This window comes from Paraburkholderia acidicola (genome assembly GCF_002362315.1).
GTDB lineage: Bacteria > Pseudomonadota > Gammaproteobacteria > Burkholderiales > Burkholderiaceae > Paraburkholderia > Paraburkholderia acidicola.
In genome coordinates this window covers 847,420-864,861 of record NZ_MTZV01000002.1, presented here as the reverse complement: position 1 = coordinate 864,861, position 17,442 = coordinate 847,420, and the positions used below count along the sequence as shown (strand labels likewise).

At 60.6% G+C, this 17,442-nt stretch carries 20 protein-coding genes; 9 read left to right on the top strand and 11 right to left on the bottom strand.

Annotated elements, in window-relative coordinates:
* Positions 1–63: 63 nt before the first annotated feature.
* Positions 64–927, bottom strand: coding sequence for an alpha/beta hydrolase (locus BWP39_RS05925; RefSeq protein ID WP_096717764.1), 864 nt, complete (start codon positions 925–927; stop codon positions 64–66).
* Between the two features lie 156 nt (positions 928–1,083).
* Positions 1,084–2,547 (bottom strand): mechanosensitive ion channel, encoded by a 1,464-nt coding sequence (locus BWP39_RS05920; RefSeq protein WP_096717762.1) that lies wholly within the window; start codon positions 2,545–2,547, stop codon positions 1,084–1,086.
* 377 nt (positions 2,548–2,924) lie between these two features.
* On the opposite strand from BWP39_RS05920, the gene BWP39_RS05915 reads away from it, so the two are divergent.
* On the top strand, positions 2,925–4,292 hold the full coding sequence (locus BWP39_RS05915; protein ID WP_096717760.1) for an amino acid permease: 1,368 nt from the start codon (positions 2,925–2,927) through the stop codon (positions 4,290–4,292).
* A gap of 65 nt (positions 4,293–4,357) precedes the next feature.
* Here the strand turns inward: BWP39_RS05915 and BWP39_RS05910 are convergent, their stop codons facing one another.
* On the bottom strand, positions 4,358–4,894 hold the full coding sequence (locus BWP39_RS05910) for a GNAT family N-acetyltransferase (protein ID WP_096717758.1): 537 nt from the start codon (positions 4,892–4,894) through the stop codon (positions 4,358–4,360).
* A 6-nt stretch (positions 4,895–4,900) separates the two neighbouring features.
* The gene (locus BWP39_RS05905) at positions 4,901–5,485 is read right to left on the bottom strand and encodes a helix-turn-helix domain-containing protein (protein ID WP_096717756.1); all 585 of its coding nucleotides are present in this window, start codon (positions 5,483–5,485) and stop codon (positions 4,901–4,903) included.
* Positions 5,486–5,708: 223 nt separating this feature from the next.
* Here BWP39_RS05905 and BWP39_RS05900 point away from each other — a divergent pair, with 223 nt between their 5' ends.
* From BWP39_RS05900 to BWP39_RS05890, 3 genes are all read left to right on the top strand, one after another.
* The gene (locus BWP39_RS05900) at positions 5,709–6,188 is read left to right on the top strand and encodes a carboxymuconolactone decarboxylase family protein (protein WP_096717754.1); all 480 of its coding nucleotides are present in this window, start codon (positions 5,709–5,711) and stop codon (positions 6,186–6,188) included.
* A 41-nt stretch (positions 6,189–6,229) separates the two neighbouring features.
* Positions 6,230–6,637: a cupin domain-containing protein gene (locus tag BWP39_RS05895; RefSeq protein ID WP_096717752.1), complete on the top strand. Its 408-nt coding sequence runs from the start codon at positions 6,230–6,232 to the stop codon at positions 6,635–6,637.
* A 96-nt stretch (positions 6,638–6,733) separates the two neighbouring features.
* A complete protein-coding gene (locus BWP39_RS05890; RefSeq protein WP_096717750.1) occupies positions 6,734–7,726 on the top strand; it encodes a LysR family transcriptional regulator in 993 nt (330 codons plus the stop codon).
* 132 nt (positions 7,727–7,858) lie between these two features.
* Here the strand turns inward: BWP39_RS05890 and BWP39_RS05885 are convergent, their stop codons facing one another.
* The gene (locus tag BWP39_RS05885; protein ID WP_096717748.1) at positions 7,859–8,791 is read right to left on the bottom strand and encodes an MBL fold metallo-hydrolase; all 933 of its coding nucleotides are present in this window, start codon (positions 8,789–8,791) and stop codon (positions 7,859–7,861) included.
* A gap of 131 nt (positions 8,792–8,922) precedes the next feature.
* Between BWP39_RS05885 and BWP39_RS05880 the strand changes: the two genes are divergently transcribed.
* Entirely contained in the window at positions 8,923–9,789 is an 867-nt protein-coding gene (locus BWP39_RS05880) for an RNA polymerase sigma-70 factor (RefSeq protein WP_096717746.1), read from the top strand.
* A gap of 18 nt (positions 9,790–9,807) precedes the next feature.
* Here BWP39_RS05880 and BWP39_RS32050 read toward each other — a convergent pair whose 3' ends face one another.
* Complete coding sequence (locus BWP39_RS32050) at positions 9,808–10,086, bottom strand: hypothetical protein (RefSeq protein WP_207556607.1); 279 nt, start codon at positions 10,084–10,086, stop codon at positions 9,808–9,810.
* 49 nt (positions 10,087–10,135) lie between these two features.
* The gene (locus tag BWP39_RS05870; RefSeq protein ID WP_096717744.1) at positions 10,136–11,107 is read right to left on the bottom strand and encodes a D-2-hydroxyacid dehydrogenase family protein; all 972 of its coding nucleotides are present in this window, start codon (positions 11,105–11,107) and stop codon (positions 10,136–10,138) included.
* 101 nt (positions 11,108–11,208) lie between these two features.
* Here BWP39_RS05870 and BWP39_RS05865 point away from each other — a divergent pair, with 101 nt between their 5' ends.
* The gene (locus BWP39_RS05865) at positions 11,209–12,105 is read left to right on the top strand and encodes a LysR family transcriptional regulator (protein ID WP_096717742.1); all 897 of its coding nucleotides are present in this window, start codon (positions 11,209–11,211) and stop codon (positions 12,103–12,105) included.
* A 31-nt stretch (positions 12,106–12,136) separates the two neighbouring features.
* On the opposite strand, the gene BWP39_RS05860 is transcribed toward BWP39_RS05865, so the two are convergent.
* Positions 12,137–12,589, bottom strand: coding sequence for a MarR family winged helix-turn-helix transcriptional regulator (locus BWP39_RS05860; protein WP_235851376.1), 453 nt, complete (start codon positions 12,587–12,589; stop codon positions 12,137–12,139).
* A gap of 105 nt (positions 12,590–12,694) precedes the next feature.
* Between BWP39_RS05860 and BWP39_RS05855 the strand changes: the two genes are divergently transcribed.
* Positions 12,695–13,666, top strand: a complete 972-nt coding sequence (locus BWP39_RS05855; RefSeq protein ID WP_096717738.1) for a quinone oxidoreductase family protein — start codon at positions 12,695–12,697, stop codon at positions 13,664–13,666.
* 22 nt (positions 13,667–13,688) lie between these two features.
* Here BWP39_RS05855 and BWP39_RS05850 read toward each other — a convergent pair whose 3' ends face one another.
* Positions 13,689–14,135, bottom strand: coding sequence for a TIGR02594 family protein (locus BWP39_RS05850; protein ID WP_096717736.1), 447 nt, complete (start codon positions 14,133–14,135; stop codon positions 13,689–13,691).
* 23 nt (positions 14,136–14,158) lie between these two features.
* Positions 14,159–14,551, bottom strand: coding sequence for a cupin domain-containing protein (locus BWP39_RS05845; RefSeq protein WP_096717734.1), 393 nt, complete (start codon positions 14,549–14,551; stop codon positions 14,159–14,161).
* Between the two features lie 41 nt (positions 14,552–14,592).
* Here BWP39_RS05845 and BWP39_RS05840 point away from each other — a divergent pair, with 41 nt between their 5' ends.
* Together BWP39_RS05840 and BWP39_RS05835 are read left to right on the top strand one after the other, a co-directional pair.
* A complete protein-coding gene (locus BWP39_RS05840) occupies positions 14,593–15,978 on the top strand; it encodes a serine hydrolase domain-containing protein (RefSeq protein ID WP_207556606.1) in 1,386 nt (461 codons plus the stop codon).
* A gap of 75 nt (positions 15,979–16,053) precedes the next feature.
* Entirely contained in the window at positions 16,054–16,563 is a 510-nt protein-coding gene (locus BWP39_RS05835; protein WP_407944779.1) for a hypothetical protein, read from the top strand.
* A gap of 3 nt (positions 16,564–16,566) precedes the next feature.
* Here the strand turns inward: BWP39_RS05835 and BWP39_RS05830 are convergent, their stop codons facing one another.
* On the bottom strand, positions 16,567–17,427 hold the full coding sequence (locus BWP39_RS05830; RefSeq protein ID WP_096717728.1) for a LysR family transcriptional regulator: 861 nt from the start codon (positions 17,425–17,427) through the stop codon (positions 16,567–16,569).
* Between the last annotated feature and the right edge of the window lie 15 nt (positions 17,428–17,442).

Sequence of the window (17,442 nt, the reverse complement as noted above, 5' to 3'; positions counted from 1 at the left end):
GAGTTGAAAGAGAAAACGCGCGGGTGACCTGCCAGGTCACCCGCGCGTTTTTGTTCGAGAGGCTTAAGGTTTGTTGAGATTCTGCGCAGCGAGATCGATGGCGACGGCGACTTCCACCGCGTGCGAGACGGGCGCCAGATGGCTCGACGGAATCGAGATCACCGTTGCGCCGATCCGTTTGGCCATCCATTGCTCGAGATCCGGCGATACGGCACGGTCTTTCGTCGCGACCATGTACCACGACGGCTTCGACTTCCACGCAGCCTTCGTGACCGGGTCGCTGAAGGCCTTCGCGGCGATCGGCTGTTCGCCGGCGGACAGCACGCGCGTCTGACTTTCCGGTACGTCGGCGGCGAAATCGTCGTGGTACTTCGCCGGATCGAGCCACAGATACCCATCGGCGTCGGGTGCGATGCTCGCGTTGATCGGCATCGTCGGTCCGTGTTTCAAAACATCCGACGTCGATTCGCCGACATCCGGTGCGATCGCCGCGATGTAGACGAGGCCGACCACATTCGGCGCATCGGCTCCCGCTTCAGTGATCACGGTGCCGCCCCACGAATGACCGACGAGCAGCGTCGGCCCGGTTTGCCGCGAGAGTACCTGGCGAACCGCATCGGCATCGTCGGCCAGCGACGTCAGCGGGTTTTGCACCGCGCTCACGTTGTAGCCCTTCTTCTGCAGTTCGACGATCACGCCGTTCCAGCTCGATCCGTCGACGAACGCGCCATGCACCAGCACGATGTTGCGTACCGGGCCGCTCATGGCGGCCGCACCGGGCGTGAGGGCCGCGACCACAGCGGGAACGAGAGACTCATTGGACGCAGCAGCGGGTGCAGCGGGTGCCGACGCGGTCTGCGCGCCGGCTTGAACCGCGATGAGAGGCACGCATAAAGCGGCAGCGTAAAGCAGGCGTTTCGGCAACATGACGGACCTTTTAGCGGGAAGGGATACGGCAACATACCGAAGCGCAGCGCGGGTGGCAACTGGCATGCGCGCGTTGTGCCGCGCAGGGGTGGTCGACGTGCGTCGATGACACGCGGGTCGCGCCGAAAGTGCAAACGACGCAATCCGTGTGGGCGATCACTCCTTGCTGGCGCCGCCGCTAAACCAGCGCTCGAGCAGCTTGCCGGCTGCCTCGCGTCCGCCGAGCCCGAACGACAGCGCCACAGCGACCGCAATCGCACCGAGCACCAGTCCGAACGCGAGTTGCACGATCTCGTTGGCGATCCCCATCGCGCGCAGTCCCATCGCGAACACGAGCCCGATGATTGCGAACTGTGCGATGCGTGCGAGCAGCACGCTATGCCCGCCCTCGGCTTGCTCGATGACGCGCCGCGCGAGGTTGGCGAGCCAGAAGCCGATGATCAGTATCACGCTGCCCATCAGGATATGCGCGCCGAACTCGATGAACAGCGTGACGACGTCGCGGACCTGGGTGAAGCCGAGACGATTGGCGGCCTCCACCACGGCAAACAGCATCGCAAAGAAGATCACGAGCCGCGCAGCCAGCACCGACGGTTGCAGCGCGCCGGACAGCACCTTGCCGAGGCCGAGCAGGGCCGGCAATCCGTCTACGCCCGCTGCGCCGAGCAGCTTTTGCACCAGCACCGCGACAAAGCGCGCGACGTAGTACGTCACGAGCACGATCACCACGGCCGCGACGATGTCCGGCACTGCGGCCAGAAACTGGTCGAGCATGTGCGTAGCGGGTTGCGATATCGCATCGATCTTCAGCGCATCGAGTGCGGAAATCAGCGACGGCACGAACACGAAGATATAGACCACCGTGCCGACGAAGCTCGACAGCCGGACCGGCGTGGGGCTGTCGACGTTCTGGGTGAGCTTGTCCGTGCCCGCCGCCTCGAGCAGATTGACGACGAGGCCGCGCAGGATTTTCGCGAGAATCCAGCCGACTCCGCCGATCACCGCGGCAGCGAAAATATTCGGCACGATCGCCAGCAGCTTGTCGATCATGCTTTGCACAGGCGCGAGGAGGCCGTTCAGATCGAACGCGGCGAGCACCGCCGGAATGAACGTCAGGATCACGAGCCAGAACAGCACGTCGCCGAGATAGGCGCTCATCGGGCGCATGCCGGCCGACGCGGACAGCTTGTCGTCGAGCTTGCTCGAATGCAGCGCCTTGGACGCTACATTGCGCAGCAGCGACGCAATCAGCCACGCGATCAGCGCGAGTATCGCGCCGCCGATCAGGTTCGGCAGGTAGTTGATGATTCGGGTGACGAGGAGCGAAAACGGATTGGAGATCGCACTCAGGTTCAGGACGTTGAAGATGGCGACCGCGGTTACGAGCAGAATGAGCCAGAACAGACCGCCGGCGATGATGCTCTCAACCTGGGTTGCCTGTTGCGTGCTTTCGGCGATGCGCCGGTCGACCTTGAGCGCCGACAGTAGCCTGCGTACCCCGGCGCGGACGATCACGGCGACCAGCCAGCCGACGGCCAGGATGCCGAGCGCGCCTGCGATCTTCGGTAAATAGCTGCCTATGGTGTTTTCTAATGCAGCCAGAAAGGTTGTTATATCCATGCTTCTCTCCCGAACGCGTTGTGATGTGATTTGAGGAACGGCTTCCTGCTATCGACGACACCCACTGAACTGCGGAAAAAAACATGGAGACGACGGTCGATTCGAGCGTCGTCCTTTCAGGTCTGATTTTTGCAGCTTATATCATTTGGCGAGGAGCAAAAGGTCGGGTTTCGACCACCGCCGAGCCTATGCGCGTTGGATATCAAGTCTTGTGGTCACCCATCGTTCGGGCTGCGCGGACGCGAGAAGACATAACATAACCACGGGTTGACCCCAGGTAGGTGCACCGAAGCAGTGCGCAGTAAAATTTTCGGTTTTTCCGAAGCGGGTCATGAGCCTGCGTCGATGCACGACATCCACACACCGGGGCGCACAACTTGAATAGTCCACAGCAACACGACGGCCTGAAGCGGGGGCTGAAGAATCGCCACATCCAGTTGATCGCGCTGGGCGGGGCGATCGGCACGGGCCTGTTCCTTGGCTCGGCGAGCGTCTTGCAGGCGGCAGGCCCGTCGATGATCCTCGGTTACGCGATCGGCGGCTTCATCGCGTTCATGATCATGCGGCAACTGGGCGAGATGGTCGCGCAGGAACCGGTGGCCGGTTCGTTCAGCCATTTCGCGTACAAATACTGGGGCGATTTTCCGGGTTTCCTGTCGGGCTGGAATTACTGGGTGCTGTATGTGCTCGTGAGCATGGCCGAACTGACGGCCGTCGGCACCTATGTGCATTACTGGTGGCCCGGTGTGCCCGCGTGGATCTCGGCGCTGGTGTGCTTCGTCATCATCAACGCGATCAACCTCGCGAACGTGAAGGCTTACGGCGAAACCGAGTTCTGGTTTGCGATCATCAAGGTGGTCGCGGTGATCGGCATGATCGTGTTCGGCGGGTATCTGCTGATCAGCGGCCACGGCGGACCGCAGGCTTCGATCACCAACCTGTGGAACGACGGCGGTTTCTTCCCGCACGGATTTCATGGGCTCTTCATGATGCTCGCGGTGATCATGTTCTCGTTCGGCGGCCTGGAGCTGATCGGGATCACCGCCGCCGAGGCCGACGAGCCGCAAAAGAGCATTCCCAAGGCCGTGAATCAGGTGATCTACCGGATTCTGCTGTTCTACATCCTCTCGCTTGTCGTGCTGCTGTCGCTGTATCCGTGGAGTCGTGTTGCTGCGGGCGGTAGCCCGTTCGTGATGATCTTCTCGCAGATCGGCTCGACGCTGACCGCGAACGTGCTCAATGTGGTGGTGCTGACGGCTGCGCTGTCGGTCTACAACAGCGGCGTCTATGCGAACAGCCGGATGCTGTACGGCCTTGCGGAGCAGGGCAACGCACCGCGTGCGCTGCTGAAGGTGGATCGCCGGGGCGTGCCGTATATGGCGATCGGTCTGTCGGCGCTCGCGACGTTCGCCTGCGTGATCATCAACTATCTGATTCCGGCCCAGGCGCTTGGTGTACTGATGGCGCTGGTCGTCGCCGCGCTCGTACTGAACTGGGCACTGATCAGCTTGACGCATCTGAAGTCGCGCAAGGCGATGATCGCCGCGGGCGAAACGCTGGTGTTCAAATCGCTGTGGTTCCCGGCGGCGAACTGGGTTTGCCTTGCGTTCATGGCGATGGTGCTCGTGATTCTCGCGATGACGCCTGGCCTCGCGGTCTCCGTGTGGCTCGTGCCGGCGTGGCTGGTCGTGATGTGGATCGGCTATGTGGTGAAGCGGCGGCGGGCGGCGGTCGCGGCGGGTTGAGTTTCGATGTGGTTTCGATGTACACGGCGCCGCCTGGTGCCGTGTGCGATTAGATTAGTGCGTAATCAGAGTGTTTTGTACATGACCGTCGTCGAATCGAGACGGTCTTCCACGGTGTCGAGGCAATACCCCGGAATCACCCCCACGGTCCGGTAGCCCAGCGACGCATACAACGGTTCTGCCTGGTCGCCGGTTCGCGTGTCGAGCGTGAGCAGGCTACGGCCGAGCGCCTGCGCGCTTCGTTCGAGTTCTGCCATCAATGCGCGCGCAATCCCCTGGCGACGCCACGCCGGATGCACGAGCAGCTTGCGCACCTCTGCACGATGCGGCTGGTTCGGCATCGTGTCGTAATCGAGCTGTACCGAGCCTGCGATCTTTCCTTCCTGCTGCGCGACCAGCAGCATCCGCGTTCCTGCCTGTACAGCGGGCAACACGTTGTTCGTCCAGAACGCCTCGCTCTGATTCGCATTGAACGGCAGCACGAAGCCGATGCTGGCGCCATCGTGAACACACGCATGTAGCAATGCACCGAGTTCCTGTCGATGCGCGGACAGATCGGTTGCAGCGAACGACGAGAGGGTGAGAGTAGACGTAGCCGTCATGTCGGTTCACACGATGAAGAGAAAGTAGCGGGCGGAATGGGTCTGCGGCGTTTCGAACACGCTCGGGCCGAACAACTGGTAGCGCAGACAGTCGCCGGCTTGCAGATCGTGGGTCTGGCCATCGACGGTCACTGCGAGTTGCCCTTCGATCAGGATCAGATGATGTTCGAGGCCCGGGCGCGGCGTGTCTTCGTACTCGATGCGCGTGCCGGCTTCGAGTTCGCAGGCGAGGGCTTCGCCGGATAGCGTTTGCGCAGGCGGAGAGACCGAGCGTCGGCGGAATCCATGTTCGGGATCGGTCCAGACGGTCTGCGCGCTGCGGCGCACGACTGGGGCGAAGTCTTCTTCGACCATGCGCATCAGGCGCGACATGGTCAGGCCGTAGGCGGTGCAGAGCTTGCCGAGCACGCTGGCGGTCGGGCTGACTTCGGCGTTTTCCAGACGGGAGAGTGTCGCGCGGCTAATTGCGCTGCGCGAGGCGAGCTCGTCCAGTGACCAGTTTTGAGCCGCGCGTAGTGACTTCAGGCGCTGGGCGATCTGGCGGTCGAAGGAGGTTGTTGCGTTGGCGTCGGGGGTGAGCATGTTTTCCATATACGGGAAAATATCCCTAATATGGAAATCATGTCAAGCGATTGAACTGTAGGTGAGCACCTGAAGCGCACATTGTCGATTGGTGCGGAACGAGCAACACGGTGAGCGCATGCGCGTGTCTTCCGCGACATACCGTGTCTGCCTAACATGGGTCTATACGACGCATTGCCAGTAACGGCAACCGCAAACCCCGGGTGCTCACCCATCGCCGCCAGGAAAGATCATGACGCAGCGTATCAACTACATTCAAAAATCACCGGAGCTGTTCAAGAAGTTTCTCGAACTCAGCAATCTGTTGAAGGACAGCGCAATCGAAGAATCGCTTCGCCACCTCGTATCGATCCGGGCGTCGCAGATCAACGGTTGCGGATTCTGTGTCGACATGCATGTGAAGGAAGCGCGCATCCACGGCGAGCGGGAACTGCGCATCTATCATCTGCCGGTCTGGCGCGAGTCGACACTCTTCGAGCCGCGCGAACGTGCTGCGCTTGCGTGGACCGAAGTGCTGACCCGACTGCCCGAACACGGTGTGCCCGACGATCTCTACGAGCGCGTGCGCAGCCAGTTCTCCGAGAAGGAACTGTCGGACCTGACGTTCGAGGTGATGGCGATCAATGGATGGAACCGCGCGAACGTCGCGTTCCAGACTGTGCCCGGTTCGTCCGACAAGGCGTTTGGCCTCGATAAGGCGAATCTGTCCTGATCGGCAGGGTTGCACTATCTTCTTCACGGAACTCCCCTACCATGCGTCGCTTGAAAAACACCGCACTGGCCATCGCGGCCGCACTATGCACATTGACGGGCGAGGCGTACGCCGCCGCGCCCACGGCGATCGTCACGCCGTTAATGACCCGCGCACTGGACGATTACCCAGGCAAGGAAGCCACGATGATCACGGTCGAGTACCCGCCCGGTGCAGCCGATCCCGTCCATCAACACCATGCGTACGCGTTCGTCTATGTGCTGGAAGGATCGATCGTGATGCAGGTCAAGGGCGGTAAGGAAGTCACGCTGACGCCCGGGCAGACTTTCTACGAAGGTCCGGACGACATTCATACGGTCGGGCGCAACGCAAGCAAGACTAAACCGGCAAAGTTCGTCGTGATGCTGCTGAAGGACAAGGGCGCACCCGTCCTCACGCTGATGAAGTAAGCTTGCCCGCCGTTTTCATGGAAAGAATGGCGGACCCGTCACAAATGGCAGCGCGAATCCGTCTTGTTGTGCATGGACTCCACAACTTCCGCTTCCATGCCAGACGATCTGTTATGCCCGCCCCGGGAAGCCGCCGGTGACCCGTTCGCAAGCAGCTTTGCGACCAGTTACGCCGGCGTCGTTTCCTTTCTGGCTGTAGCTGACGAAGGCAGTTTCGCCCGCGCGGGCGATCGCCTGGGTATCGGTCGTTCATCGGTCAGCCGCAACGTGCAGAAGCTGGAGGCGTTGCTCGATGCGCGTCTCTTCCTGCGTACGACGCGCAGTACGTCGCTGACACGCGAGGGCGAACTCTTCTACGAAAACTGCCAGCCGGGGATAGAACGTATCGCCCAGGCGCTGGAAGACATGCGGGAGTTGCGCAACGGACCACCCCGGGGCCATCTGCGTATCGGCTCGACCCCCGCCTTCGGCCGCAAGATTGTCGCGCCGTTGCTGCAGGGGTTTCACACGCAATATCCCGAGATCGCACTCGAATTCCTGTTGAACGATCGTCCCGCCGATTTCATCGCCGATCGCATCGACGTATCGTTTCGCGGTGGCCGCATGGAAGACAGCCAGATCGTTGCGCGCCAGTTGATGCCGATGCAGATGATCGTCTGTGCGTCACCTGCCTATGCAAAGATTCACGGCTTGCCGCGCCACGTCGACGAGCTGCCGGGACATCGCTGTATCAACTACAGGGCGGCGTCGGGTCGTGTCAGCGAATGGGAGTTCGAGGTAGACGGCATTGCCCGGCGTTGCCAACCCGTCGCGCAGCATACATTCAACGATGCCGATCTGATCTTGCAGGCTGTGCTCGACGGATTGGGCATCGCGCGGTTGCCGGCCTGTCAGGTGTCCGATCTGCTTGGGGAAGGGCGATTGACTAGCTGTCTCGCGCAGTACGCGCCTCGCGACGATGGTCATTACATCTGCTATCTCAGTCGCAAGCATCTTCCCGCTCGAGTCCGGGTGTTCGTCGACTATATGATCGAACACACGAGGGCTCTCGACCTGCAGTGTCTGGCGACGTCGCCGACCTTGGGGTGAGGTGCTCGAATGACGAAACCTGAACGATACACGTCGTTTGCAAAAAGCCGCCGCGAGCCTTGTGAACTCGCGGCGGTTTTCCGGCAATCGTCAGCGCAACCGATGCGCCGACGATCGATAGTCGAGCATCGATCAGTAATCCCACTGCACGGGCACGAAACGGAAACCGTCACCGTGCTTTGCAATGTGACCGATCGACGGGAATGCAACGTGCGCCGCGGCCAGCAGAGCGCCGGTTTCGGCGGCTTCGTTGAACAATGCGATACGCACGTCAACAGCGCCCTCAGGATCGTGCTCGAAGCCATTCTGCCAGGCGGGATTGTCGAAGTTGACTTCGAAAATTGCGTCGCCGACGAACGTCAGTTTCTCGCCGTTCGACGCGACGTCCACGACGCAGTGTCCCGGCGTATGGCCACCGGTCACGCGCGCCGACACGCCTGCTGCGACTTCCACGGTCTGCTCGAATTGCACGATGTTTTCGCCGTAGAGCGCCACGAATTTTGCGGCAGCCCTGCGAAGCGCGGGAGGAACCGTCTCCGGCATCACCGTTTTGCTGAAGTCCGGATTTTTCCAGAACGCCACTTCTGCGGCCGCCACGTGAATGCGCACGTCCGGGCGCAGCCTGGCCTTGACGCCATCCGTGTTCAGACCGCCGACGTGATCCATATGCATATGCGTAACGACGATATCGGTGATCGCGCTCAGATCGATGCCAGCAGTTTCCAGGCGCATCACGGACCGACCGGCGCGCGTGAAGTATTCGAAGCCGTCGCCCACGCCGGAGTCGACCAGGATCAGGCGCTCGCCGCTGCGGATGAGCGCGATATTGAGCGCCCAGTCGAACGTGTCACGTTGCAGGAAGCGACCGTCGAACCATTCGTTACGGTCTGCTTCGCTCACATTAGTGGACATGGTGGAAGTGGGCAGCGGCAGCACACCATCGCTGATCAGCACGACGTCGAGGTCACCTATGCGCACGGCGTAGCGGGAGGGCACGAGTTCGCCGGAACCTTCTTTGCCAAGTTTTTCTGTAACCGGTCGCACATTGCGGGTTGTTGCAGTCATCTTCAATAGTCCTGTTGGTCAAGTCGACGATGTCGGAGTTTCTCGCTTGCGGCTTTTGCTTTGGGCTCCGCATACTCTGTTAGACGCATACATCGATCGAGTTGTGACAGACACTTTTTTGCAGGCGCTTTATGGACATCGTGCAAACGTTTATCGAGCTAAAGCCCCGGTTGTTCGGGATCGCGTATCGAATGCTGGGAACCCGCACCGATGCCGAGGACGTCGTCCAGGATGCATGGCTTCGCTGGCATGAAGCAGATCATTCAGCGATGCGCTCGATGGAGGCGTGGTTAGTCACCGTAGTCACCCGTCTTTCTATCGACCGTCTGCGTAGCCGCAAGAGCGAGCAGCAGAGCTATATCGGGTGGTGGCTTCCGGAACCGCTGGTTGAACTAGACGAAAACACACCTGAAGCGGCCGCCGAATTCTCAAGCGACCTCTCGGTAGCATTTCTTTGGGTGCTGGAGCGTCTTTCACCGGATGAGCGAGCCGCTTTCCTCTTGCGGGAAGCCTTCGATCTCGACTACCGGGAGATAGCCTCGATCCTGGGAAAGACAGAGGTGGCGTGCCGTCAAATTGTGCGGCGAGCCGGTGAACGCATACGCGAAGGTCGGCCGCGCTTTGAAATCTCAGCGCACGAACATAGGGACCTGCTGAGCCGCTTTTTGCAGGCAGCTAGCACAGGTGACCGGGAAGCCATGAAGACGATGCTCGCCCCCGACGTGGAGCTCGTGAGCGATGGTGGAGGAAAGGTATCGTCATTCGGCCGGATCCTGAAGGGTGCGGCGCGCATCGCCGGAGTCTTCTGGTCGCTTGAGCACGCGTTTCCCAGGAAAGTCGTCTACCGGATGGCGTGGATCAACGGTGAACCTGGTTTGCTGCGATACATCGACGGGAAAATCGAATCCGCAAACGCGTTCACGATCCACGCCGGTCGCATTTCCGACGTGTACGTCGTGAGAAATCCCGACAAACTCGGGTCGGTTCCGCCTCTGTAGGCTGTCCCTCCGGGAGAATCATCCCGGGCACGGCGTTGAACTGTCCAGATGCTTGCGGTCTCGCACAACGCCACGACTCGCCCGCAAATGTGCCGTACCCATCTCGCTGACGCTTACCTCGGCAATGCCGCCGGCCGCATGCGTACGCGTCAGATATCCACGCGAAGTCGCCTCTTCCCAGATCGGCAGGCGTGGGCATGAGGTACGCCAGACTTCGAGCACCTCGCTATAAGGCTGGGTGCCAGGCCCGATCCATTCCAGCAGGTCCAGGATCAGGGGTTCGAGAAGATCGTCCATGTTTACCTCCGTGCGGACAGGATAGCGCGTGACCAGATCGAGCCCGGCCTCACGCCAGCACGTCCGGATTGACCACGTGAATCGGATACCCAGCCGCATAGGAAACGATCTGATCGAAGATGTCCGAGAACTGGATCTCGTACTCGTCTTCGGTGACGTAACCGATATGCGGGGTGCACACAACATTCGGCAGGCGCAGCAGCGGATGCTGCACATCGCGCAGCGGTTCTTCGTCATACACGTCCACTGCCGCCATACCGGGGCGTCCAGCTTGCAGCGCGTGCTCCAGTGCACCTGGCACGATCAGACCGGCGCGGCTCGTGTTGACCAGCAGCGCAGTGGGTTTCATCTTGCTGAGATCTTGCGCAGTGACGATGCCGCGCGTGTCTTTCACGAGGCGCATGTGCAGCGAGATCACATCGCAAGCTTCGAAGAAGGTGTGCTTGTCGGGTGCCACGTCCCAGCCGTCTTCGCGCGCTCGCTGCCGCGAGGCTTCTCTGGCCCAGACCAGCACCTTCATGCCGAAGGCCGCACCGTAGCGCGCCACTTCGGCGCCGATGCGCCCATATCCGTAGATGCCCAGCGTGCGTCCGCGCAGGCTTCGACCCACGCCGATCTGCCATCGGCCTGTTTGCAGTGCCTGCATCTGCTGCGGAATCTGACGCATCGCTGCGATGACAAGACCCCAGGTCAGCTCGGCAGCGGCGTAGGAGGGACTACCGGCATGCTGGTTCGATGAAACGATCACGCCGCGCGCGGTGCACGCGTCGATGTCGATATGCGGGAAGACACTGCGCTGGCTGATTAACTTCAACTTCGGCAGTCTGGCGATGAGCGGCGCGCGAATCTGGGTGCGCTCGCGGATCAGTACCAGTACCTCGGTGTCGCGCAAACGTTCGGCCAGTGCATCCACTTCCTGCACGTGATCGTTCCACACGGTGACGGTATGGCCGTCCAGTTTGCGGAAGCAGGGCAGGCCGCGCAGCGTGTCGAAATAGTCGTCGAGAATCGTGATGTTCATCGGGGACCTGTGGGGAATCGGTTCTTTGCCGTGCCTGCATTTTGAGCGCGACGCAGTGAGCAGTAAAATGAAATTATTTGCGGGTTTCATCAATTTTTCTTATGAAAATCGATACCCTCGGTGTGCAGGCATTTATCGCTGTTGCTGATCGGGGCAGCTTTCAAGGCGCCGCCGATGCGCTGCATGTCACCCAGACAGCCATCACGCAGCGTTTGCGCAAACTCGAAGATTTTCTCGGCGTTACGCTGATCGAACGCACGACGCGTTCGATTGCTTTAACCGAGATCGGGCGGGATTTTCTGCCGCAGGCGCGGCGGCTACTGGGTGAGCTGGCCGATGCGCTGGTCGAGATCCGCGAGACCGGTATCGTGCGGCGCGGCGATGTGTCGATTGCCTGCGTGCCGACCGTGGGCGTGCAGTATCTGCCGCGCATCCTGCAGGCGTATTCGGCGCGCTATCCGCACAATCGCATCAGGATTCTCGATCACGCGTCGTCGGCGGTTGTGGAAGCCGTGCTGCGCCGGGAGGCTGAATTCGGCATCAATATCGCGGGCGAACGTCATCCGGAACTCGCCAGCGTACCGCTGACCGAAGACCGCTATGTCCTGATCTGCCACGAGGATCATCCGCTGGCCAAGCGGCGGCGCATTGCGTGGAAGCAGCTGCAGCCCTATCCGCTGATCTTCGCCGGCGAGGTAAGCGGCAACCGTGTGTTGCTCGATCAGGCGCTGAAAGCGAGTCATCTCGCGTTGCGTTCGTTCTATGAAGTGCAGCGTAGTTCGACCGCAGTGGGGCTCGTTGCGCAAGGTGTGGGCGCGGCGGTAGTGCCGCGGCTGGCAATCCAGAAGGGTGCCTATCCGACCGTGCAGATGGTTGAACTCACTCATCCGGTTGTCTCGCGAACGCTCGCGCTGGTCGCACGCAAGACCGGCCATCTGTCGCCAGCGGCGCAGGCGCTTTACGACATGATTCTCGAGCAGGCGACGCTTGTGCGCTGAAAGCGCAGCGGCGCAAACGGTGCAACACGCACTACAAGGTCCCCACCCACTCCAGCGCGTCGTCGGCAAACCTGCGAAGCAGACGCGTCAGAATCCGCACGTCTTCCTTGTCCCAATCGGCAAGCAGCCCCTCGATGATTTTCTGGCGCGCTGTGTCCAGCGCCGCCGTCATCTCTCGCCCCTGATCCGTCATGATGGCCGCGCGCACGCGTTTGTCTTCGGGATCCGGGCAGCGCGAAACCAGCCCCAGGCTTTCGAGTTTGGCGACCTGCCGGCTCACCGTGCTGTAGTCGCGCCCGGCCAGTTCTGCCAGTTCGACAATGCCGAGCGGCCCCAACCGGTCGATCCTGAGCAGCAGTGGAAAAAGCGCACGATCCAGATCGACGCCTGCCGCTTCGATGAGTGCGGAATCGGGTTGAGGGCGGTTGAGAACCCCGGTCAGATCCATCAACGCTCCACGCAATTCGCGGATTTCCTTCTTCATCGCAACCATTCCTCATCAGTCGATATATGTGTATAGTACACACATATCGGGTTGTCTCGTCGCCGTTGTTGGCATCATTCAGACGCCCGGCAAAGGAGATTACATATGAAAGCAGCACTTGTTAAAGCGTTAGGCACAGCGCCGGTTTACGCCGATTTCACCGAACCCGCAGCAGCCGTCGCCGAAGGTACGGTACGCGTGAGCGTTGCAGCGTCGGCGCTGAGCCATGTCACGAAAAGCCGTGCATCGGGCAAGCACTATAGCGGCTCCGGCACGCTGCCTTTTGTGCCGGGCATCGATGGTACCGGCACGCTCGAAGATGGCACACGCGTTTATTTTCTGATGCCCGAAGCGCCTTACGGCGGTATGGCCGAGCAGTGCATCGTCAAGAAGGCGCGTTGTATTCCGCTGCCTCAGGCACTCGACGATATAACGGCCGCGGCCATCGCGATTCCAGGCATGTCGTCATGGGCCGCGTTGACCGAGCGCGCGAAGCTGGTCAGCGGAGAAACGGTATTGATCAATGGGGCGACGGGTGCATCGGGTCGTCTCGCGGTACAGATCGCGAAGTATCTCGGCGCCGCGAAGGTCATCGCGACCGGGCGTAACGAGGATGCGCTGCGCGCTCTGAACGCAGTCGGCGCCGACGTGACGATCAGTCTCGCGCAAGAAAAAGACGCGCTTGAAAAAGCGTTCCAGGAGCAGTTTCACGCGGGCGTCAATGTCGTTCTCGACTATCTGTGGGGGCCGAGCGCGGAGCTGTTGCTGATAGCGGGAGCCAAGGCGGCGCCGGAGGCGGTACCCGTCCGCTTCATCCAGATCGGCGCAATTAGCGGACCCACGATCGCACTTCCCAGTGCCGTGCTCCGGTCATCGCCGATCGAACTGATGGGCAGTGGGATCGGCAGCATTCCGATGCTGCGTATCCAGAACGCAATTGCGCAATTGCTCAATGCGACGATTCCGGGCAAGTTCGAGATCGCAGTGAAGTCGGTCCCGTTGTCTCAGGTCGAGGATTACTGGGCAAGTGATGACAGTCAGGTGCGCGTTGTGTTTACGACGGGGCATCGGTCGTAAGTTGGGTGCGATCCGAATGGCCTCAGAACGACTGCGGCCATCGATAGCTGAGAACCGAGGCGACCGGATAAGCCAACTCGCGAACCTCATCGAGCTGGTTTCCGCCAAAAAGAAAAATATCCTCAGCATCGTGGCGAAGATAGAAACCGACATGGCCTTTCCAGCTTGCGGGGTCATCGCGTGTCAGGACGACGATGCAGCCATAGACCGGTTGCTCAAGGGCGATTCCCCAATCGAGCCAGGACCGCGCCACGGCCGATCCCGTACCGCGAACGCCGGCGCTTGCCATGCACCAGTTAGCGAATGAGGAACACCAGGAGACTTTGTCGTCGTAACCCGCGAGGTTGGTCTGGTTGTTGTATTCGACTATGCGTGGGTTTGTCTCGCCGACCGGGAAACGCCGGACACCGCGTTCGGCCATGGCGACAGGCATCCAGGTGGGTTCGGCGGTGCTGTCTCTGGTGGCCATGATTGGTTGCGTTGGACGGTTTCTTATGCGCTTCTCGCGATTGTCACCGATTCGGACGGCGCTTCTTCTATCTTGTCGCTCACCGAGGGTGAACGCAGAACCAGTGACCGATGGGGTACTTCCACGCGCATGAGTTGATGTACCGTTCCCGACGGGACGCAAAGGACTTCGTTGGCGGCGACATGGAATAACTCGCTGTCGACGGCGATCACCATCTTCCCTTCGAGAACGATATAAATTTCATCGCTTTCCCGATGAGCATGCGCTACGGCATCCTGCCATGGCGTGGAGGTATGGTTGAAGATGACTTGCAGTCGCTCCGACGGAAACGACAGCGCGTCAGTAGGGCTCCGTCCGCTGATGAGTGCCCAGTGATCCGTGGTGACTTCCAGCTTGCGGTGAATCGGTTTTCTCATATATCTCCTCACCGATTTGCGCTTCTACGCTTGAAGCGGTCTTGCGACGATTGTCGACGGTTCGTACGTGGCTGTCGAGTGTCAGCCCACCACCGACCGCACACATCCTTCAAAAATACCCAACTCAAATCGTTGAAAGCAGGTTGGCATTTACCCGACTTTCGCCTAGCTTTAGCGAGCGAGCCGCGCTGAACCGCCGCGTTAGCGCTTGCGCGCGTTGCTCAAGATCACATAAAAGGAGAAAAAAGATCATGCCGGACAACACCGTTCACGGCTTCGTGGCAGACAGATTCGACGCGGTCCGCGAGGCCTTCAGCGCGAATCTTGCGAGCGGCGCGGACGTGGGGGCTTCGTGCTGCGCTACCGTCGACGGCGAGACCGTGGTCGATCTATGGGGCGGTTTCGCTGACGAGGCGAAGACCCGTCCATGGGAAAAAGACACCATTGCCAACGTCTTTTCCACGACGAAGACCATGACCGCGCTTACCGCGCTATTGCTTGCCGACCGCGGCGAGCTGGATTTCGACGCACCGGTGGCCAGGTACTGGCCCGAGTTCGCCGCAAACGGCAAAGGAGCGATCCGTGTCAGTCACCTGATGAGTCATAGCTCCGGGCTCTCCGGCTGGAGGGAGCCGCTCGCGCCCGACGATCTTTACGACTGGGAGAAGGCGACAACGCTGCTTGCTGCACAGGCCCCGCTATGGGAACCGGGGACCGCGTCCGGATATCACGTGACGACGTTTGGTTTTCTGCTTGGCGAAGTGGTGCGGCGCATTACGGGCAAGTCTCTCGGTACGGTGTTCCGCGAGGAAATCGCCGCACCGTTAGAGGCCGACTTTCACATCGGCCTGCCTGCGTCGGAAGATCATCGTGTTGCCGAGATCATTCCATGGGCAGCCACGCAGAGCACGGATAAACCGACGCTTAGCGAAATCCAGACAATCACGTTCTTCAACGCAGCGTTCGATGCAAAGATGGCAACGCGCACGCGCGCCTGGCGAGCTGCCGAAATTCCTGCTGTGAACGGGCATGGCAACGCACGTTCGATTGCCGAGATCCACTGCATCCTCGCCAACGCAGGCGTAGCGAAGGGCAAGCGATTCATGTCCGAAGCAGGGTGTCGCAAAGTGCTCGAACAGCAGATAGAAGGCCCCGATCTGATCATGAGCCACTTGCCGCCCGCGCGATTCGGCCTTGGTTTTGCGCTGCCTGGCCCCTTGCTCGCTCTGGAGTTGCCTAACCCCAACACGATTCATTGGGGTGGCGGCGGTTGCTCATGGATCTTCATCGATATGGATGCCCGCACAACGTTTGCGTACGTAGCAAACAAAATGGATAGGCTTCCGTTAGGCGATCCCCGACCATTTCGCACGATGGAGGCGCTGTGGCAATCGCTTGGCATTCGCAGCGGGGCAGCGCGCACGTAGCAGCACGACGACTAGAACGATGACCACGGAGAAGACCCACAGATGAAACATCTGGTTCGATATAGCGTATGGGCAATGCTGATGTCGGTTGCGAGTCACGCGGTGCTGGCCGACGAGCAACGCATTAATCGCGGCAACGATCCTTTCTTCCAGATATCAAAGGCCATTCCCGGTTGTCCGGTTCCGTTAGGGCCGCTCGAGACCGAACAGGAATGGCTAGACGATGCGCATTACCGCATCGAGCGTGGGAACAGTTGCTGGATCGAAGGACGTTGCCGGCTCTCCAACGGTTACCTCTACGACAAGGAAATCGCCGAAGCGGCACAACGCAGACTCACGAATATCAACTACGCGACCCAGTGGCGCGATCACACGACGTTGTGGTTGATCCTGCAGCGCCGCTTCATCTATGTGCAAGGCTGCGTGGCGCCGGATTTTGACAAACTGAAGTTCCTGTCCGAACTCGGCAAGACGGCTGATGTGGATCGCGTGATCGACGACACGACAACCGATCCGGCATCCACGTCATTGCCCTATCGAACGCTTGCTGAGCCCGACAGGCTACCGGCGCATCCAGCTGAGTAAGCGCTATTCACCGATCCACGATCCGCGCAGATCGCTGTCATGCAGCAAACGCAGCAGCGTTCCCGCGGGCCGGCTAAGTCGCTTCGCAGCGAGCGCGATAAATTCGACATCGGGTAGTACCGGCAGACTCGCACCGTTGACCGGCGGCGCGAGCCCACGCGCCGACAGATATTGCGGCCGCACTGTGATGCCGAGCCCACCGCGCGCTGCCGCAATGCAGCCTGCGTGACTGCTGCTCGTACACACCACCTGCCAGCGGAAATCGGTCTGCGCGAGCGCATCGAGCACGACTGCGCGCGTCACGCTCGGTTCGGCGACGAGGATCAGCGGTAACGGTTGCGTGACATCGACCAGCGTGCCAGTGCGTGCGAGCCATTCCAGTCGCCCGGTAAACAGCGCAACACCGCGCTTGTCGCCAAGTCGTCGTTTGCCGACCAGCAGATCGATCGACCCGGCATCCAGCAACTCGTAAAGCTTGCCCGTCATGCCGATGGTGATTTCCAGTTCAACGTCCGGATGCGCGTTGCGGAATGCTGCAAGCACAGTGGGCAGTGGGCCGAGCGCGATGTCATCGGATGAACCGAGGCGTACACGTCCTTTCAGTCGCGGTGTGCGGAATTGCGATTCGGCGCGGTGGATCGATTGCAGGATCACGCTCGCATGCGCGAGCATTGCCTCGCCGTCGGGTGTCATCGCGAGCGAATGTGTGTCGCGCACGAACAGCCGTCGCCCGATTGCCTGTTCGAGTCGACGGATATGTTCGCTGACGCTCGATTGCGTCAGGTCGAGCTGACGACCCGCCTCGGTGAAGCTATGGCAGGCCGCAACGGTCGCGAACGTCTTGAGCCAGATGGGATTGAGCATGGTGTTTGCTTATCG

What these genes read in the sequence shown, in the direction of transcription:
- BWP39_RS05925 (WP_096717764.1), bottom strand. Translation starts at nt 927, where the DNA reads ATGTTGCCGAAACGCCTGCTTTACGCTGCCGCTTTATGCGTGCCTCTC.
- BWP39_RS05920 (WP_096717762.1), bottom strand. Translation starts at nt 2,547, where the DNA reads ATGGATATAACAACCTTTCTGGCTGCATTAGAAAACACCATAGGCAGC.
- BWP39_RS05910 (WP_096717758.1), bottom strand. Translation starts at nt 4,894, where the DNA reads ATGACGGCTACGTCTACTCTCACCCTCTCGTCGTTCGCTGCAACCGAT.
- BWP39_RS05905 (WP_096717756.1), bottom strand. Translation starts at nt 5,485, where the DNA reads ATGGAAAACATGCTCACCCCCGACGCCAACGCAACAACCTCCTTCGAC.
- BWP39_RS05900 (WP_096717754.1), top strand. Translation starts at nt 5,709, where the DNA reads ATGACGCAGCGTATCAACTACATTCAAAAATCACCGGAGCTGTTCAAG.
- BWP39_RS05895 (WP_096717752.1), top strand. Translation starts at nt 6,230, where the DNA reads ATGCGTCGCTTGAAAAACACCGCACTGGCCATCGCGGCCGCACTATGC.
- BWP39_RS05890 (WP_096717750.1), top strand. Translation starts at nt 6,734, where the DNA reads ATGCCAGACGATCTGTTATGCCCGCCCCGGGAAGCCGCCGGTGACCCG.
- BWP39_RS05885 (WP_096717748.1), bottom strand. Translation starts at nt 8,791, where the DNA reads ATGACTGCAACAACCCGCAATGTGCGACCGGTTACAGAAAAACTTGGC.
- BWP39_RS05880 (WP_096717746.1), top strand. Translation starts at nt 8,923, where the DNA reads ATGGACATCGTGCAAACGTTTATCGAGCTAAAGCCCCGGTTGTTCGGG.
- BWP39_RS32050 (WP_207556607.1), bottom strand. Translation starts at nt 10,086, where the DNA reads ATGGACGATCTTCTCGAACCCCTGATCCTGGACCTGCTGGAATGGATC.
- BWP39_RS05870 (WP_096717744.1), bottom strand. Translation starts at nt 11,107, where the DNA reads ATGAACATCACGATTCTCGACGACTATTTCGACACGCTGCGCGGCCTG.
- BWP39_RS05865 (WP_096717742.1), top strand. Translation starts at nt 11,209, where the DNA reads ATGAAAATCGATACCCTCGGTGTGCAGGCATTTATCGCTGTTGCTGAT.
- BWP39_RS05860 (WP_235851376.1), bottom strand. Translation starts at nt 12,589, where the DNA reads ATGAAGAAGGAAATCCGCGAATTGCGTGGAGCGTTGATGGATCTGACC.
- BWP39_RS05855 (WP_096717738.1), top strand. Translation starts at nt 12,695, where the DNA reads ATGAAAGCAGCACTTGTTAAAGCGTTAGGCACAGCGCCGGTTTACGCC.
- BWP39_RS05850 (WP_096717736.1), bottom strand. Translation starts at nt 14,135, where the DNA reads ATGGCCACCAGAGACAGCACCGCCGAACCCACCTGGATGCCTGTCGCC.
- BWP39_RS05845 (WP_096717734.1), bottom strand. Translation starts at nt 14,551, where the DNA reads ATGAGAAAACCGATTCACCGCAAGCTGGAAGTCACCACGGATCACTGG.
- BWP39_RS05835 (WP_407944779.1), top strand. Translation starts at nt 16,054, where the DNA reads ATGCTGATGTCGGTTGCGAGTCACGCGGTGCTGGCCGACGAGCAACGC.
- BWP39_RS05830 (WP_096717728.1), bottom strand. Translation starts at nt 17,427, where the DNA reads ATGCTCAATCCCATCTGGCTCAAGACGTTCGCGACCGTTGCGGCCTGC.